Here is a 17343-nt window from a genome sequence, read left to right as displayed (position 1 = left end):
AATGAGTCGGGCAAATCTTTATTTAGCTTTATTACATCATCCAGTTTATAATAAGAATATGGAGGTAATTACTACAACTGTTACTAATCTTGACTTGCATGATATTGCCAGAGCCAGTAGAACCTATAATTTAAATCAATATTATGTAGTTAATCCTTTAGAATCACAACAAGCTATAGTTGAACGAATGAATGAGTATTGGTCCAGTGATTTTGGTGCTGAATATAATCCCGATCGTAAAGAAGCATTTAATATAATTCAAATTGAAAGTGAATTAGAAGATGTAGTTGCAGATATTGAAGAAAGAGAAGGAAAATCTCCAGTAGTGATTACTACTGATGCTCGTACTTATCCTAATACTATAACTTTTCGTAAGCTAAGAAATGAGATGAAAAAGCAGGAGAATCCTTATTTGTTATTACTAGGAACTGGATGGGGACTGACTAAGGAAGTAATGCAGTCAACTGATTATATTTTAGAACCTATTTCTGGTGTTGGAGATTATAATCATCTATCTGTTAGAAGCGCTGCTTCTATTATGCTTGATAGATTATTAGGAGAGCAGTGGTGGACTTAATTAAAGTGGCACTGTGCTACGGCTATCAGCTATCTGTCATCTGTTGGTGGCATACGGCAGATCCTTTAGGTTTAAAAAACAAGACCTTCCGTAATAGAAACCAATTGCTGATAGCTGTGTATAAATAAGGTTACTATTACCAAGGAAAATTGCTTGTAAGTGTTAAGTACCACTTGTAATTAAGCTATTGCTATGTTATAATAAATTTCGTGTAAAAAACGGGCGGTCCTCTATCTATGGCCTAAAAAATAGATAAGAACGTCACGACAAAGGAGGAAATAGAAATGAATTTAGTTGATGTTGTTGAGCAAGAGCAGATGAAAGATGGTCTTCCAGAATTTAAAGCTGGAGATACTGTTAAGGTTCACTATAAGGTAACAGAAGGTGGCAAAGAAAGAATTCAGGTTTTTGAAGGTATTGTAATTAAACGCCAAGGTGGAGGAGCTGGTGAGACTTTCACTGCTAGAAAGATTTCCTTTGGTGTTGGTGTAGAACGTATCTTCCCATTACACTCTCCTAAGGTTGATAAGATTGAGGTTGTAAAAGAGGGAGACGTTAATAGAGCTAAGTTATACTATCTGCGAGAGAGAAGAGGTAAAGCTGCTCGAGTTAAGGAGAAAAGAAGAGGTTAATTATAATTTATTTAAGTACTTAAGAAAGGGACTGGTCTTTATGGACCTGTCTCTTTTTTATATTAGTAATAAGTTGTGGGTAATATAGTTAGTGATAGAGGCTTGTTAGGAGGCAAAAGATGATAAGAGAGTATTTAGAATCTATAGTCTGGGCAGTTATTATATCTATTTTTTTAATTACTTTTGTGGTACAGGCTTTTTATATTCCTTCAGGCTCAATGAAACCTGCTTTACAGCCAGGAGATAGAATCTTTGCTAATAAATTAGTTTATAGATTTAGAGAGCCAAAAAGACAAGAGATAATTGTCTTTAATTATCCAGTTGATCCTAGTCGTAAGTTCATTAAACGAGTTATAGGGTTACCAGGAGATAAAATTAAGATTGTTGATGGTAAGGTATATATTAATGGGCAGCTGTTAAAAGAAGATTATACTTTAGAAAAGAGTTATACTGACTATCCAGAGATAGAGATACCACCTAATAACTATTTTGTTTTAGGAGATAACCGTAATAATAGTGAGGACAGTAGATTTTGGGGCTTTGTACCTAAAGAGAATATTGTAGGAAAAGCAACAGTTATTTTTTGGCCTCTAAGTAGAATAAGATTAATAGGAGTGATAAATAATGGCTATTCAATGGTATCCAGGGCATATGGCTAAAGCTAAAAATAAGGTAAAGGAAAGGTTAGAGTTAATTGATGTAGTAATTGAGTTATTAGATGCAAGAATTCCACTTAGTAGTCGTAATCCTGATTTAGAAAATTTATTACAGGATCAGAAAAGGATAGTTGTTTTGAATAAGAAGGATTTAGCCGACCCAAATGCAACTCAAAGTTGGTTAAATTATTTTTCTAAGCAGGAGATTCCAGTTCTAACAGTTAATTCCTTAACAGGTAAGGGAGTAAATAGAGTATTTGAGCAGGCTAATAACTTAATGGCAGATAAGAGAGAAGAATTAGCTACTCAAGGTCGAAGAAGAAAGGATATTCGGCTAATGATTGTAGGAATTCCTAATGTAGGTAAATCACAATTAATCAATCAATTAAGTAATAAAAACTCGGCTAGAACAGGTAATAAGCCAGGTGTTACTCGGGCCCAACAGTGGATTAAATTAAAAAAAGGTTTTCAGTTATTAGATACACCTGGAATCCTATGGCCTAAATTTGAAGATCAAGAGGTGGGAGTTAAATTAGGAATCTGTGGAGCAATTAAAGAAGGTAGTTTCGATAATGAATTGTTGGCTTATAAGTTGGTCCAAATCTTACAGGAGTTGGCCCCAGAAAGGTTACAACAACGTTTTAAGTTAGATTATTTAACTTCTGATACTTATGAATTAGTTGCTGAAATTGGAAGAAAGAGAGGTTGTTTACAGTCAGGAGGAAGAATCGATAGAGATAGAACATCAAATATTGTTTTAAAAGAATATAGAGAAGGTAAACTGGGTCGACTAACTTTAGAACTTCCTTCAACAAAATAATAAAGTTATGTCTTTATAGAGGAGGCTTACAAATGAAAGCAAGTGAGTTAACTATTAAGGAGATTAAAAAGAAAGTAACAGATTTAGAGCAGATTTCAGAAGATTTAATCTCTAGATTAGAGTCAGATAATAGAACTGGTGTGCAGCAGATTGCTCAAAGATTAAGAAGAAAGAAACAAAAAAGAGTAGCAGAAAAAGAAAAGTTTATTGAAATGAGTAAGTATGAAAATGAATTACAGGATCAGGGATATCAATTCATTGCTGGTATAGATGAAGCAGGCCGAGGACCGTTAGCTGGCCCAGTGGTAGCTGCAGCAGTAGTTTTGCCTCTAGAAGAAGAAATTCTAGGGCTTGATGATTCTAAGAAATTAAGTGAAAAGAAGAGAGAAGAATTATATGATATTATTCAAACTAAAGCCTTAGATATAGGAGTAGGAATCATTGATAATGAACGTATTGATGAAGTTAATATTTTAAATGCTACTTATGAAGCTATGGAGCAGGCTATAGATGATTTGGATCAGTCTCCAGACTATCTATTGATTGATGCTGAAGAGATTCCTGATTCTGATCTACCACAACAAGGAATTACTAAAGGAGATAGTCGTAGTATTTCTATTGCTGCTGCTTCAGTAATTGCTAAAGTGACTAGAGATCATATATTAGTAGAATATGATAAAGAATATCCCCACTATAATTTAGCAGGTAATAAAGGTTATGGTACTGCTGAACATATTGCTGCTTTACGGGAACAAGGGCCAAGCCCAATTCATCGAACTTCCTTTGAGGTAGTTGCTAAATAAGTTTAGGAGTTGAGGTAAATGGTGCAAGCTGGTGATGTATTAGAAGGAGTTGTATTAGAGGTTAAAGAAAAGACAGCAGTTATCAAATTTGGTAAACGGGCTATTGAAGCTAGGGTTCTAGTAGATTTAGAAGTAGGTGAAGAGGTAAAGGTAAAGGTAAAAGGTTTTTATCAAGGTCAGTTGGTTTTAAGAGTCTTAAAAAGAGAAGATGGTATAGAACCAGGTTCAATTGATATTAAAGTATAATATGAATTAGTTAACCCCTCCAGATATCTGGAGGGGTAACTTATTAATGATCTATATTAAAAAGTAGTCTTTGGACTACTTTCTAATCTTATTATATGTAATTAATCAGAATTTAAGTATCAAAAAAGTAGGATTTTTTGGATGATTATGTTATTCATTTTGAAAACGAATCTTATAATCTTGAATAGAAGAAAATTTACCATTAATTACAGCTGAAAAATCTTCTGTTTCTCCATCAGTGAAATTACCAATATTAATATAACCTTGCCCAATTTTTTGATTCTGGTTACCATACAGAGTAATAGTAAAGGTAGCAATGTGGTATCTTTTTCCTGAGTGATTGCTTATCTCTCCATTAACTTCAATTAGTCCATTACGATTAGTAAAATGGATGTTATTACAGGTAAAACCACCCTTGATTTCAGTTTTATCTGTTGTTTCGGTGTCATCTTCTGCTAAAGAGGTTTCATCTTTAGGAATCCAACCTTCTACTTCAACTTTTCCTTTTACTTTTACCCAATCGCCTGCTGTAGCAACTACCTCCATCTGCTTATCTGTAGGCAAGTCAGTTATAATTGTGCCACTAGGATCTTTTCTTAATTTAACTTGTTCTTGTTCAATAATTAGATATTCTTGAGCTAAAACAGTAAAACCAATTGATAATAGGCTGATTAGTAACCAACTAGTTATTTTTTTAATCATAAGTAATTCCTCCAGTCTATAATTTTAAGTCATAATACTTAAAATTAAATTTCAAATTCATCTACTAATCTCTGAATCTTTTGTGCCATAGTAGCTAATTCTTGAGAGGAATTAGTAATTTCATTAGACATATTCTTGATTTCTTCTGTAGCATTAGTTACTTGACTACTATCTTGAGCTAGAGTTTCAGTAGCACTAGCAGTCTGCTGGATTTGAGTAGTTGTCTTTTCACTAGCTTCTTCAATCTCAGTAAAAATTGCTCCAGCTTTTTGAGTGATAGATTCTCCTTGTTCTACTTTAGTTTTAACATTTTGAATAGAGTCTAAAGCAATATTGGATTTTTCTTGGGTTTCAGCAATTAAATCTGCAATATTATTTGTAGCTTGATTAGTTTCTGTAGCTAACTGTCTAATCTCTTCTGCTACTACAGTAAATCCTTGGCCCGAAGTGGAATTTTTAGTATTATTTGCTCGGGCTGCTTCAATAGAAGCATTGAGAGCTAACAAATTAGTCTGTTCAGCAATATCACCAATTAAGTTAATAATCTCTTCAATTTCGTGTGAGGTATTACTTAGATTATTAATAACTTGAGTAGTATTTGCAACTGCTTGATTAATCTCTTTCATACTGCTGATTGTTTCTTTAATATTTTGGCTACCAGTTTCTGTTTTAGAGGTAGTCTTTTGAGCAAAATTATTTACTTGTTGTGTATTAGCTGAGATTTGTTGAATACTAGCTGATATACTCTTAATTAAGTTATCAGTATTTTCTATTGTGGCATTTCCTTCTTGAGCTGAGGCAGATAACTCTTCACTATAAGCTGATAAGTCTTCTGCTGATTCAAGAAGATTAGTTATAATTTGTCTTAAACTATTATGCATTTTATTTAAAGATTGCATTAGGTGGCCTACTTCATCTTGTGTATCTACTTCTAATTCTTCTACTTTTAGATTACCAGTAGCAATTTTATTAGCAAAATTAGAAGCTGCTAAAATTGGTTTAGTAATTTTAAGAGCAATAAAGTAGGCAACAGCTATACCTAAAATAATAGCAAGTAGACTGGTTATTAAAGTACTCTGTCTGATTACACTAAGAGGACTTAGCATATCTTTATCTTTTATTGTCATTCCAATAGCCCAGCCTGTTTCTTTAATAGAAGCAAATGCAACTCTCTTCTTTTCACCTTGTAATTGATAAGAAGTAGTAGCAGATTCTTTATTTAACATTTTATTAGCAATTTCTTTTAGTTGATTATTTCCATCTTTAAATATCTCTTTATTACCTAAATATTTGTTATTTGGATGAGCAATAGTAGTTAAGTGTTGGTTAATAATCCAACCGTAGCCTGAATTATTTATTTTCATATCTTTAACTAAATCTTGTAAAATATTAAGGGTAATAACTCCTCCAGCTACTCCTACAAATTTATTATTATTATAGATTGGATTAGCAATGATAACAATTGGTTTTCCGGTTTTAAAGCTTTTAAGTGTTTTAGAAACTATTTGTTCTTTATTTTTTTTAACTTCTTGGAAATAGTTTTGATGAGCAACATTGGCACTAACATTTGAGGTATCTCTCATGTTGCCTTTTGGATCGACAATAAATAAAGATTCAATATCTTTATCTTTGTTGGCTATCTTCTTAAGAGTAGGCAGCTGTTTATTCCAGTCCATTGATTGGATATCTCTTATGTAAGATAGGTTTTTAATCTCTTTTCGTTTTTCCTGTAACCAAATATCGATAATTTTAGCATTCTGTTGGGCGTTATTTTTTGCTTCAGTTAGGATGGTCTGTTGTAAAATATTTTGAGCTTGGTTATAAATTAACCAAGTGCTACTACTTATAAGTAAGAAGATTACTAGACTAATTATTAAGCTCATCTTTCCTTTGATACTCTTTAGCATTTTTTGCCTCCTTGATTAGTTAATCTATTACTTTGTTAAATTTAGTGTAAGTTATAAAAATTTATTATATATTAAAATAATATCATAATAGATTTTAGATTACAATTCTTTAGTTTTTAGATAATATGAATAATTATTACTCTGATGGTTAAATTATGTTTTAGAATTAATGGAGGAAAGATAATGAATACACGAGAGATAGGAAAACAAGGTGAATATGTTGCTAAAAAGTTTCTACAAGAAAAAGGATATAGAATACAAGAAGAAAATTTTTGGGCTCGTTATGGAGAAGTAGATATTATTGCTTATGAGGGTGATTATCTAGTATTTATAGAGGTCAAATTGGTTAGAGGGGATTCTTTTGTTGAGCCACAACAGCAAGTTGATTATCAGAAACAAACTCATTTAAGGAGAGTTGCTAATTATTATTTAATTGAACATAATTTAGAAGTAGACTGTCGTTTTGATGTAGTAGCTATTTCTCAAATTCAAAAAGATTATAAGATTGAGTTGATTAGAAATGCTTTTTTAGTTTAGGAGGGAAGATATGTTAGCTAAAACAGCTAGTAATGCTGTTCTAGGTATAGAAGGTTACTTAGTAGAAGTAGAGATTGACCTTGCTAAAGGATTACCTGCTTTTCAGATTGTAGGTTTGCCAGATACAGCAGTTCGAGAATCTAGACAGCGAGTAAAGGCAGCTATTAAGAATTCTGATTTTAAGTTTCCAGTTAAAAGGATTACAGTTAATTTAGCTCCAGCAGATATAAAGAAACAAGGGCCAGCCTTTGATCTGCCTATTGCAGTAGGTATTTTGGCAGCTACTGGAGTAATAGAAGAAGATAAGTTAGATGAGTATGTCTTAATTGGTGAGCTATCATTAGATGGACAGGTAAGAAGTACTGAAGGTATTTTGCCTATGGTTTTAGCGGCTAAAGAAACAGGTAAGAAGGGAGTTTTAGTAGCTCAAGAAAATGCAGAGGAAGCTGCTATAGTAGAGGGAATAGAGATAATTCCAGTTCAGACTTTACAAGAAACTGTTGAATATTTAAATAACCAACTAAATATAACTCCAACTGTTACAGCAGTAGATTCTCAACAGTCTGAATATAGAATTGATTTTAGTGATGTCAAAGGCCAAGAACATGCTAAGCGGGCTTTGGAGGTGGCTGCAGCAGGTGGGCATAATGTTTTAATGGTTGGCCCGCCTGGTTCAGGTAAGACAATGCTGGCTAAGAGAATACCTACTATCTTACCACCATTAAGTAGAGAAGAAGCTATTGAAGTTACTAAGATTTATAGTATTATTGGTAAGTTATCTACCCCTTTAATTACCAAGCGTCCTTTTAGAAGTCCACATCATACTACTTCTAATACTGGATTGATTGGTGGAGGGAGAATACCTAAACCTGGTGAAGTCAGTTTGGCCCATCATGGAGTCTTATTTTTAGATGAGTTACCAGAGTTTAAAAAGAATGTTTTAGAGGTGCTTAGGCAGCCTTTAGAAGATGGAGAAGTTACTATCTCTAGATCATTGACTACTTTAGATTATCCTGCTCAATTTATGATGATAGCGGCAATGAACCCTTGTAGGTGTGGTTATTATGGTGATCCTAAAAAGGAATGCAGTTGTACTCCACATCAAGTAAAGAAATATCTTAACAAAGTTTCTGGTCCATTAATGGATAGAATAGATGTTCATCTTGAGGTTCCTAGGTTGGAAGTAGATCAGTTGACTGATTATGAAAAAGGAGAAAGCTCTGCTGAGATAAAAAAGAGAGTAGTTGCAGCTAGAGAAGTACAACTTGAACGTTTTAAAGGTATGGAAGTTACTTATAATGCTCAAATGGATAGTGCGTTAGTGGAGAAGTATTGTAAATTAAGTGGTTCGGCTAGAACTTTGTTAAAGGAAGCTATTGAAAGGCTAAATTTAAGTGCTAGAGCATATGATCGAATCTTAAAATTGGCTAGAACAATAGCTGATTTAGATAAAAAAAAGGATATAAATTCTGACCAAGTTGCTGAAGCAATTCAGTATCGAAGTTTAGATAGGAAATATACAACTAAGATTTAAAAATAGCAATTAGTCTTTAGACTTGCCTATTTGGCAAGTTTTCTTATTTTTAAAGATAGATAAATATTAATAGTTACTTACAAAGGTAGTTATTTGGAAAATTATTTTAATCAATATTAGATAGATAATTTATTTTTTATTTAGATAAAATATTAGAAAGGAGGAGTTAAAAATGGAATTGTTTATTAACCATAAAATAATTAAAGATGGAGACGAATATGTAGTTAAATTATATCTAAATCAACAAGCAACTGAGTTTGCTAATGAATTTGGTGAGATATCTGATAAGGAAAGATCCAGTTTAAAGAAGGGCGCCAGAAAATATATAAAGAATAAGTTACCTGATCTTAAAGTAAAGACAGTTAATGTTATGTTGGGTTCATTATTGGTGGCTTCGCTGCCTTTTGTTAATGTTGATACTGCAGTTGGAGCAGAGAACAGCCAAGTAGAAACTCAAAGTCAAGATATATATATAGTTCAATCTGGAGATACTTTATATCAAATAGCAGATGAATTTGGGATAACAGTTTCTGAATTAAAATCAATTAATGGATTAGATAGTAACTTGATTTATGAGGGCCAACAACTAAAAGTACCTACTCAACAACAAGGAGATTATATTGTAAAAGAGGGTGATACTCTATTTGAGATTGCACAGCAATATAATATGACAGTTAAGCAATTAAAATTAGCCAATGACTTAACAGATGATATAATTAATATTGGACAAGAATTATATATTCCTGATCAAGAAACGATAATACTTGTCAATCAACTACCTGATAGAGTATATAGTATAGGTGATAATAGAGAAGATATAAAACAGATACAAAAAGGACTTAATACTCTAGGTTATTCATTAGTAGAAGATGGAGTTTATGGAGAAGTTACTAGTAGAACAATTTTAGATTTTCAAAGTCAATATGGAGATTTAATTAATGATGGAGTCTATGGCCCTAAAACTAAGGATTATTTACAGCAGTCAATATTAACAGATCACATTACAGTTTCTAATCCTAGTAGCGATACAGTACTAGTTAATAAGAATAATAGTCTACCTTCAGATTATATTCCAGAAGATCTTGTAGTTCCAGATGTGCCTTTTCCTTTTGAAGAATTCCATCAGAAGAAGTTGATGAAAGAAGATGCAGCTAGGGCTCTTGAAGAATTATTTATGGCAGCAGAGCAGGAAGATCTAGATTTATATGCTATTTCAGGTTATAGGTCATATGACAGACAAGAATCAATATTTACTGCAAAGGCTATGAGATATGGATTACAGAGTGCAAATCAGTTTAGTGCTAAGCCAGGCGAAAGTGAACATCAGACTGGGTTAGCAATGGATGTGACAAGTCCTAAAGTAGGGTTTCATTTAACACAAAGTTTTGGAGAGACAGAAGAAGGGCAATGGCTTAAAGAAAATGCCCCTAAATTTGGGTTTGTAATACGTTATCCAGAAGGAAAAGAAGATATTACAGGTTATGGATATGAACCATGGCATATTCGTTATATTGGAGGAAATCTGGCAACAGAAGTTGCTCAAAATGAGACTACATTAGAAGAATACTTTGGTAGAGCATAATTATAAATTTTATTTTGGGTTTAATTATTTGTTATTAATTTGACAAAATTGCTAAAATTAATTAAACTAATAATAAGTCAGACGTCTGACTTATTATTAGACTATAATTTTATAACCTCCTTAGTTTTTCTGACTAATATTATTTTAAATAGGAGTGATTTAATTGTTTAAAAGCTCGGGTAAGTTTATTTTAAGTCTGATGATTGTTGCTTTATTAGTTACTGTTACTTCGTTGGGTGTGGAAGCTTTTAGTTCAGAGCCTAGTAAAACAGAACATAATCTAACAATTATGGGTACTACAGATATTCATCAGCATATTATGCCTTATAATTATATGTCTGATGAAGTTGATGAGACGATTGGTTTTGCTAAGGTCTATACTTTAATTGAAGAAATAAGATCTAATAAAGACAATACAGTTCTTATTTCTAATGGTGATCTTATTTCAGGTAGTTTAATTGGAAGTCAAGAAGCACAACTTAATCCTTTGAAGTTAGGGGAAACTCAAACAATAGTTAAGATATATAATAAAGCTGGTTATGATGCTGCTGCAGTAGGAAATCACGAGCTACAAGATTACGAAATGGACTTTTTTGAGTTGGCCCGAGATGGAGCTAAGTTTCCTTGGTTATCAGCAAATATTAAGCTAGCTGGCGATAAAGATAGAACTTATGTTAAGCCGTATCAAATAATAGAAAAAGAAGTTGATGGCAAGAAACTAAAGGTAGGTATAATAGGATTTACACCACCTCAGACTATTCGATGGGGTAGTGGCCATTTAAAAGGAAATATTATCTTTGAAGATATTGTAGAATCAGCTAAAGAGTATATGCCTGAGTTGAAGAAGAAAGCTGATATTGTAATAGCAGCAGCCCACACAGGAATTTCAACTGCTGGTATTGATTCTTATGATGGTCGAGAAAATGCCGCTTATTATTTAAGTCAGGTAGATGGTATAGATGCCATGATTTTAGGACATCAGCATGGAAAGTTGCCTGGAGGCTATGAAGGTATTAAAGGAATTAATAGTAAAGAAGGTACTATTAATGGAGTTCCAGCAGTAATGCCTAGTTCTTGGGGAAGTGCATTAGGAGTAATTGACTTAGAATTAGTTCATCAAGCTGGAGAATGGAAAGTAACAACAGCAGACTCTAAGCTAAAAGAGATTAATGAAACTGTTAAACCACATCCTATGGTTAAGAGAATGGCTCAAAAAATACATCAAGATACAACTGAGTATGTCAGAACCCCATTAGGAAAAGCAGAACGAGATATATACTCTTATGTATCTCGAATTATGGATTCATCAGTTACTCAAATTATAAATGATGCTCAGATCTGGTGGGCCAAAAGAGAATTTTCTAATGGAAAATTCTCTGATCTTCCAATTTTATCAGCTGCAGCACCATTTAGAGCTGGTAGAGAAGATGCTGAATACTTTACTGAAGTTGAAAAAGGCGATATTACAATTGGTGATGTAACAGATATTTATATCTATGAAAACCAAATTAGAGTCATGAAATTAAATGGTAAGCAAGTAATTGAGTGGTTAGAGAGAAGTGCAGAGAACTTTAACCAGATTGATCCTAAATCTTCTGAAAGACAACAACTATTAAATAGCGAGTTCTCTGCTTATAATTATGATGTAATTGAAGGAATTGAATATGAGATTGATGTTACTAAACCAGTAGGAGAGAGAATTGTTAATGCCAGATATAAAGGAAAGCCATTAAATTCTAATCAAGAGTTTTTAGTTGTGACTAATGATTATCGGGCTGGTGGTGGTGGAGACTTTCCTCCATGTGTAAAAGAAGATCCAGTGTATGCTCCATCCGGAGTAGTTAATCGAAATCAAATAATTAAATATATTCAAACTAAAGGAAGAATTAATCCAGAACCAACTAATAACTGGAGAATTAAGCCAGTTGAAGTAGAGAAGGCAGTAACTTTTCGTTCACATCCTGATGCCTCTGAATATTTTAAAGAGTATGGGATTAACGGAGTTAAACTCTTAGAAACTGATGAGAATGGTATGGGGGTTTATAAATTAGATATGACAAAATAAATAAATTTCTATTAGTAGCTATAGTACGTGGGCCAAAAGGCTCACGTTCTTTTTTATTTAATCAACTTTTTAACTAGTGGTATAGTATGATAAACTAAAGAAAAAGATTTTTAAGGTGATAGTAATGAAAATATGGAAATTAACCAAAGATGTTTATGCTATAAAAGAATACTTAGATAAAAAATTATTTAACGATTTATTAGCTGTAGAGGGTGTATCTTATAATAAAGAAAAGTGGAGAATAGAGTTTCGTCAAAATAATTTAAGTAAAATAAAAAAGTATGTAGATAATATGACAATAGTACAAGGACCTGATTTAATAAATAGATTATATAGAATTAATAAGTACAAATCAAGAGCTGGGTTGATGAAGAATTCTATAGTAATTTATGAGGCCAATGACTATATTTATTTTATTTTACAAGATGATGGATTCGATATATTAGATGATTATGAAGGAAGTTTATTAGTTGCTGATGATAAAGTGAAGGAATATGCTAAAGAAGCCATTTATTTTAATACTAGAGAAAAGTTAATTAAGCATCAGATTGAGTCTGATGGGAGTATTAAAGATCTTATTGATGTAATAGATAATGATGAAGGCAGTTTTTTATTTGATGATTTTGATTCATCTCCTTTTTTACTGACTAGTGAATATTATAACTTAGAACTTACAAATAAAGATAAGGAGACTTTATTTATAAAAGAAGTTGAAAAGAGAAGAGTAGATGCTTTTAATTTAGAAAGGCTAGCTGAAAGAAGAAATATAAGTAGAGAAGTTTGGTATCCTATTTTAGTAGATTTAGTTGAAAAAGAGATTAGATTACGGAGATTCAAACTAGAGCAAACAATCAAGAAGAAAGGAGTTAATAACTTATTTGCTGATGATAAAACAGTTAAATTAGGAATTGAATTGGATAAATTAACTGATAAGATAAGTAAAAAGATGGATGATTATTTAGAATTAGATATAGTAAAAGAATATAGAAGTGAAAAAGAAAAACGAACTTATGGTATATAGACAGGGAACATACGACTGAAAGTAAAAGAGGGTATCAATTTGCATCTCTTAAAGCCAATGGGGAATTAATTAGTTACAGAACGTGGGTGAACAGAATTATTTATCAGCATCTAGAAAATATGATTATTGCAGTTAGTCCTAAAGGAATATTAAAGGATATACTAGATTAAAATAGTCATCATGTAAAAAGCCTTCGATATTTATATCGAAGGCTAAATTTTTTTAATTGATTTTTTGACTCCAGTTATGCCCACTGTTATTATCCCAATTATTAGCTGAGTCTTTGAAACAGAAATTTAGATTATTTCCAGTTGGTACTTTTGTCTGTGCCCTCCAATAACCATCATCACTCTTATCCATTTTAATATCATTTACATTCTGCCATTGATTATCACCTGTACTTGTTCCACAATGAAGATATACTTGATCAGCACCACTTTTAGCTAATAAACCTTTGTAACTAATTGTCACTGTATCTCCACTATAAATAGGGCTTGGGTCAAGATTAACATCAGGTCTTTGCATTAGATAGATTACCTCCTTATGATTATATAATTCTTAGCTTGTTGAATTATTGAGTTAATTAACCTTTATTTATATAAAATGGTACTTTGTACTACAGCTATTAGCTGTCTGTCGTTAGCCGTTAGCCAAGTTAAATTCAAAACCATAGACATATTTTAAATTCTTAAAATATAAGAACATAAGGGTTTAGTTTTTGAATTGGCTCATCCTTCAGGTCTCAAGACCTTTCATAATAAAAACCATTTGCTCAAAGCACACGACACACGACTGTGTCACTGAAAGTAATACATTATACCTTTAGTTAGTTTATGGATTTAATTTCTTTTTATACAGCAAATAAATTATTGTACTGGTTGATCATTTGGATTGTTACTTTTACGTGGATTATCAAAGCTAGGAGGAGCAGGATCAGGGTCTGCAAAGTATTTACCTGGAGTAGATAAATCAAAGTATAATTTAGAGTCTTCTGTAACACCAAAGTCATAATTAGAGGAGTTATCTTTCTCTTGCACCTTATTTAGAGCTTCTCTAAATAAGGCATTATGAGCTTCTTCACGATTCAATAGAAAGTCAATGGTTTCTCTGACACCTTGATCATCGATTTGGCGATGTAGATATTCATAGACCACTTTAGCTCTCTGTTCAGCAGCAATATTAGAAAGGATATCAGCAACTACATCTCCAGTTACATTGATAAAATTACCAGTAAAAGGTGATCCTGAAGCATTAGCTAACATAGGAGAAAGACCACCTAATACTTGACCTTCTATCTGTCCGATACTATCATCGGTATTGGCTACATCATGACCATTTAATAGATTAATGGTTTGGGCTACCATTTCAGCATGGCTAAACTCTTCAGCGGCAATATCTAGAAATAGATCTTTAATTTCTTTATCCTGGATTCTAAAACTTTGACTAAAGTATTGCAACCCAGCTTTTAATTCACCGTTAGCTCCACCTAATTGTTCTTGTATCATAGTAGCATAAGCAGGATTTGGTTGGTCCACTTTGACTTCATGTAACATTTCTTTGTCATGTTTAAACATAGTTTCAACTCCTTATTATAATGTTAAGTTTATTATTTGAAGAAGCTCTGTTATTAATACTAGTTGATTAATAAAGTTCTTGTTTTATAATCTCCCTTCCTCTATCCAAACCTGGACCACCAACTAATAGTAATAAGTCATTTTTGTTAACTTTATTCAGGCCTAATTTAATAGCAGGAGTTAAATTTTTGTGGTTATTAATTTTAATATCTGCTTCTTTTATAATCTTAGTAAAGGCATTTTCTTCATGAGTTAAAACTTTATTTTTACTAATTACTTCAGAATCAGCTCTAGTAGTTATGATTTCTCTTAAATTTAATCTTTCTTTCCAATCAGCTATTAGTTGAGCATTAAGTCTGTTAGCGGCAACTCCCCTTTTTCCTTTAAGAAAGTGAATTATAGTTAAGTTATCATAATCAAGATCTTTAATAGTTTTAAAGTTGGCAGTTAAGCTAGCAGGATTATGAGCAAAGTCATCGACAATTGTAAAGTCCTGATCATAGATCAATTCCATTCTTCTTTTGATACCTGTAAAACTTTCTAATCCTTGTTTGATATCATTTAATTTAAAACCCAAGGCCAAGCCAGCTGTAAAAGCAGCTAATGCATTGTAGACATTATGATAGCCTAAAGTAGATAATTTAATATTAATTGTGGTTGGTTTAATAGTCCTACCATTTAAAGTGGATAATGGTTGATTAATCTTAATTCTAAAAGTAATTCCTTGTTTAGTTAAGTTGATCTTATCAGCTGTAATTTGAGACTGTTTATTGATACTATAGGTATAATAATTAGCTCGAATAGTTTCAATTAATCTAGAAGTATGGTCATCATCTAGATTAAGGATGGCTATTCCAGACTCTTTAAGATTAGTAAATAATTTAGCTTTACTTTGGTAATAATCTTCTATAGTCTGATGAAAGTTAAGGTGATCTTGGGATAGATTAGTAAAGATACCAATATCAAAATCTAAGCCCCAGACTCGATCAAGTTTAAGAGCATGAGATGAGACTTCCATACTAGTATAACTAATTCCTTTCTCTTTCATCTGGGCCAACCTCCTATGTAGTACTAATGCATTAGGAGTTGTACACTGGTTAGGATTAGAATAAGTCTGTTGGCCAACTTTAGTATGCAGGGTACCAATTAATCCTGTCTTGTCAAGAACTTGATTACTAATAGCATCAAGCATAGCTGTAGTTGTCGTCTTACCTGCTGTTCCAGTAACACCAACTAATCTCATATATTGACTAGGATTATTATAAAATTGAGCTGCTAGTTGGGCTAAGGCTTGTCGACTATTCTTAACCTTGATATAAGGGATTGGTTTAGGAAGGTTAATCTCTTGCTCACCAACAATAGCTACAGCACCTTGTTTAATTGCTTCTAGGATATATTGGTGACCATCTGTTTTGAAACCTTCAATAGCAACAAATAAAGCACCTTCTGTTACTTTCTTAGAATTATTAGTAACTTGTTTGACTTTATAATCCCTAAAGTTATTAATAGACTCAGTTTCTAACCTGTCAACTAATGGAGAGAGAGGAAGACTAGATGCTTGTAAATTATGATTTTTTAACATTAATAACCCCTCCTTATACTTATAGTATACTTTTAGTGTAGAGATGTGATAAAAAATACATATTTACTCTACTACCAACTAATACTAAAAGTATACTGAATTAAATGAGGGATGAATATGGTTAAAAAAAGACTAAAGAGATTTCTAAAAGATGTAACAGTAATTATTCTATTAGTATTTAGTTTAGTCGGTTATAATTACTATCATAATCAGAGTTTTTTACCAGAACAGAATCAGACTACTCAGCTAAAGGTTGCAACTGGAGTAACTATTAATGAAGTTAGGGTGGGAGGTTCAAGCTATAAGCAGATTACTAAATTATTAGCTAAGTTAGCTAGACAGAAGAGAAGACAACCTCAAAATGCTTTTGAATTTAATGACAAGGTATTTTATAGTAAGCAAGGAAAAAGGTTGAATATTACTGCAACTATTCAGCAATTACTTACTGCTGAAGCTAAGGAGAAGGTCGAGCCAGTTTATAAATTTATTAAACCAACAATCACTAAAGATGTATTAAAGAAAGGTAAAAGCTTTAACTTTAGTCTAAAGAAGAGATTACAGCAGACTAGAGCAAAAGTTATTGGGCATTATACTACCTATCTACCTAATAATAAACAAGCTCGAAAGAACAATATTAGATTGGCTTTAAAGAAGATGAATTATTATTACTTAAAGCCAGAAGAAGAATTCTCATTTAATGATTTAATCGGGCAACCTACCATGGCCAAAGGGTATAAGAAAGCACCTATTATTAGTGGAGATAGGTATATTTTAAAGCCAGGTGGAGGTATCTGTCAGGTATCGTCGACTCTTTATAATGCTGTTAAAGAAGCTAAATTAAAGATTATAGAACGTCATCATCATAGTAAGAAGGTTGCTTATGTACCTGAAGGTCGAGATGCTACTATATATCCAGGTCAGAAAGATTTTAGTTTTATAAACAATAGCCAACAACCAGTTATTATATTAACAGATCTAGTTGATCGTTATGTTATAGTTTATTTAATTCAGATTAATTGATATAAAGTGTCACTTTGTGCTATAGCTATGTGAGTAGGTAGTCTTTATCACGAATATTTTCTGTGAAATTCGTAGGGTGAGCAGT

17 protein-coding genes are annotated in these 17343 nt (G+C 32.2%); 12 read left to right on the top strand and 5 right to left on the bottom strand.

All coding sequences use genetic code 11. The annotated features are described in order from the left end of the window. Window position 1: 1 nt before the first annotated feature. The 6 genes from ACYQ39_RS04085 to ACYQ39_RS04060 all read left to right on the top strand — a co-directional run bounded on the left by ACYQ39_RS04085 (window position 2) and on the right by ACYQ39_RS04060 (window position 3734). Window positions 2-577, top strand: a complete 576-nt coding sequence (locus tag ACYQ39_RS04085) for an RNA methyltransferase (protein WP_459840598.1) — start codon at window positions 2-4, stop codon at window positions 575-577. 284 nt (window positions 578-861) lie between these two features. Then, a complete protein-coding gene (gene rplS / locus ACYQ39_RS04080; RefSeq protein ID WP_459840597.1) occupies window positions 862-1209 on the top strand; it encodes a 50S ribosomal protein L19 in 348 nt (115 codons plus the stop codon). Between the two features lie 119 nt (window positions 1210-1328). After that, a complete protein-coding gene (gene lepB, locus ACYQ39_RS04075) occupies window positions 1329-1868 on the top strand; it encodes a signal peptidase I (protein WP_459840596.1) in 540 nt (179 codons plus the stop codon). After that, window positions 1834-2685, top strand: coding sequence for a ribosome biogenesis GTPase YlqF (gene ylqF, locus ACYQ39_RS04070; protein ID WP_459840595.1), 852 nt, complete (start codon window positions 1834-1836; stop codon window positions 2683-2685). The genes lepB and ylqF overlap by 35 nt, the downstream gene beginning before the upstream one ends. Window positions 2686-2717: 32 nt before the next feature. After that, the gene (locus tag ACYQ39_RS04065) at window positions 2718-3488 is read left to right on the top strand and encodes a ribonuclease HII (protein WP_459840594.1); all 771 of its coding nucleotides are present in this window, start codon (window positions 2718-2720) and stop codon (window positions 3486-3488) included. An 18-nt stretch (window positions 3489-3506) separates the two neighbouring features. After that, entirely contained in the window at window positions 3507-3734 is a 228-nt protein-coding gene (locus ACYQ39_RS04060; protein WP_459840593.1) for a hypothetical protein, read from the top strand. A gap of 150 nt (window positions 3735-3884) precedes the next feature. Here the strand turns inward: ACYQ39_RS04060 and ACYQ39_RS04055 are convergent, their stop codons facing one another. After that, a complete protein-coding gene (locus tag ACYQ39_RS04055; protein ID WP_459840592.1) occupies window positions 3885-4436 on the bottom strand; it encodes an FxLYD domain-containing protein in 552 nt (183 codons plus the stop codon). Window positions 4437-4480: 44 nt separating this feature from the next. Further along, window positions 4481-6343, bottom strand: coding sequence for a methyl-accepting chemotaxis protein (locus tag ACYQ39_RS04050; RefSeq protein WP_459840591.1), 1863 nt, complete (start codon window positions 6341-6343; stop codon window positions 4481-4483). 183 nt (window positions 6344-6526) lie between these two features. On the opposite strand from ACYQ39_RS04050, the gene ACYQ39_RS04045 reads away from it, so the two are divergent. From ACYQ39_RS04045 to ACYQ39_RS04025, 5 genes are all read left to right on the top strand, one after another. Then, window positions 6527-6880: a YraN family protein gene (locus tag ACYQ39_RS04045; protein ID WP_459840590.1), complete on the top strand. Its 354-nt coding sequence runs from the start codon at window positions 6527-6529 to the stop codon at window positions 6878-6880. Between the two features lie 10 nt (window positions 6881-6890). Next, window positions 6891-8414 (top strand): YifB family Mg chelatase-like AAA ATPase, encoded by a 1524-nt coding sequence (locus tag ACYQ39_RS04040; RefSeq protein WP_459840589.1) that lies wholly within the window; start codon window positions 6891-6893, stop codon window positions 8412-8414. A gap of 172 nt (window positions 8415-8586) precedes the next feature. Further along, window positions 8587-9996, top strand: coding sequence for a D-alanyl-D-alanine carboxypeptidase family protein (locus ACYQ39_RS04035; protein ID WP_459840588.1), 1410 nt, complete (start codon window positions 8587-8589; stop codon window positions 9994-9996). 163 nt (window positions 9997-10159) lie between these two features. Further along, the gene (locus tag ACYQ39_RS04030; RefSeq protein ID WP_459840587.1) at window positions 10160-12061 is read left to right on the top strand and encodes a bifunctional 2',3'-cyclic-nucleotide 2'-phosphodiesterase/3'-nucleotidase; all 1902 of its coding nucleotides are present in this window, start codon (window positions 10160-10162) and stop codon (window positions 12059-12061) included. A 124-nt stretch (window positions 12062-12185) separates the two neighbouring features. Then, on the top strand, window positions 12186-13082 hold the full coding sequence (locus ACYQ39_RS04025) for a hypothetical protein (protein WP_459840586.1): 897 nt from the start codon (window positions 12186-12188) through the stop codon (window positions 13080-13082). A gap of 222 nt (window positions 13083-13304) precedes the next feature. Here the strand turns inward: ACYQ39_RS04025 and ACYQ39_RS04020 are convergent, their stop codons facing one another. The 3 genes from ACYQ39_RS04020 to ACYQ39_RS04010 form a co-directional block, all read right to left on the bottom strand. Further along, entirely contained in the window at window positions 13305-13607 is a 303-nt protein-coding gene (locus tag ACYQ39_RS04020; RefSeq protein WP_459840585.1) for a carbohydrate-binding protein, read from the bottom strand. Between the two features lie 341 nt (window positions 13608-13948). Beyond that, a complete protein-coding gene (locus tag ACYQ39_RS04015) occupies window positions 13949-14656 on the bottom strand; it encodes a manganese catalase family protein (protein WP_459840584.1) in 708 nt (235 codons plus the stop codon). Window positions 14657-14723: 67 nt separating this feature from the next. Further along, complete coding sequence (locus ACYQ39_RS04010) at window positions 14724-16238, bottom strand: Mur ligase family protein (protein WP_459840583.1); 1515 nt, start codon at window positions 16236-16238, stop codon at window positions 14724-14726. A 117-nt stretch (window positions 16239-16355) separates the two neighbouring features. On the opposite strand from ACYQ39_RS04010, the gene ACYQ39_RS04005 reads away from it, so the two are divergent. Continuing rightward, complete coding sequence (locus tag ACYQ39_RS04005) at window positions 16356-17258, top strand: VanW family protein (protein WP_459840582.1); 903 nt, start codon at window positions 16356-16358, stop codon at window positions 17256-17258. Window positions 17259-17343: the final 85 nt, after the last annotated feature.

It is taken from the genome of Halanaerocella petrolearia (assembly GCF_054657875.1).
The sequence above is the reverse complement of the archived record's forward strand: the minus strand, read 5'-3'. Positions and strand labels throughout refer to the sequence as shown.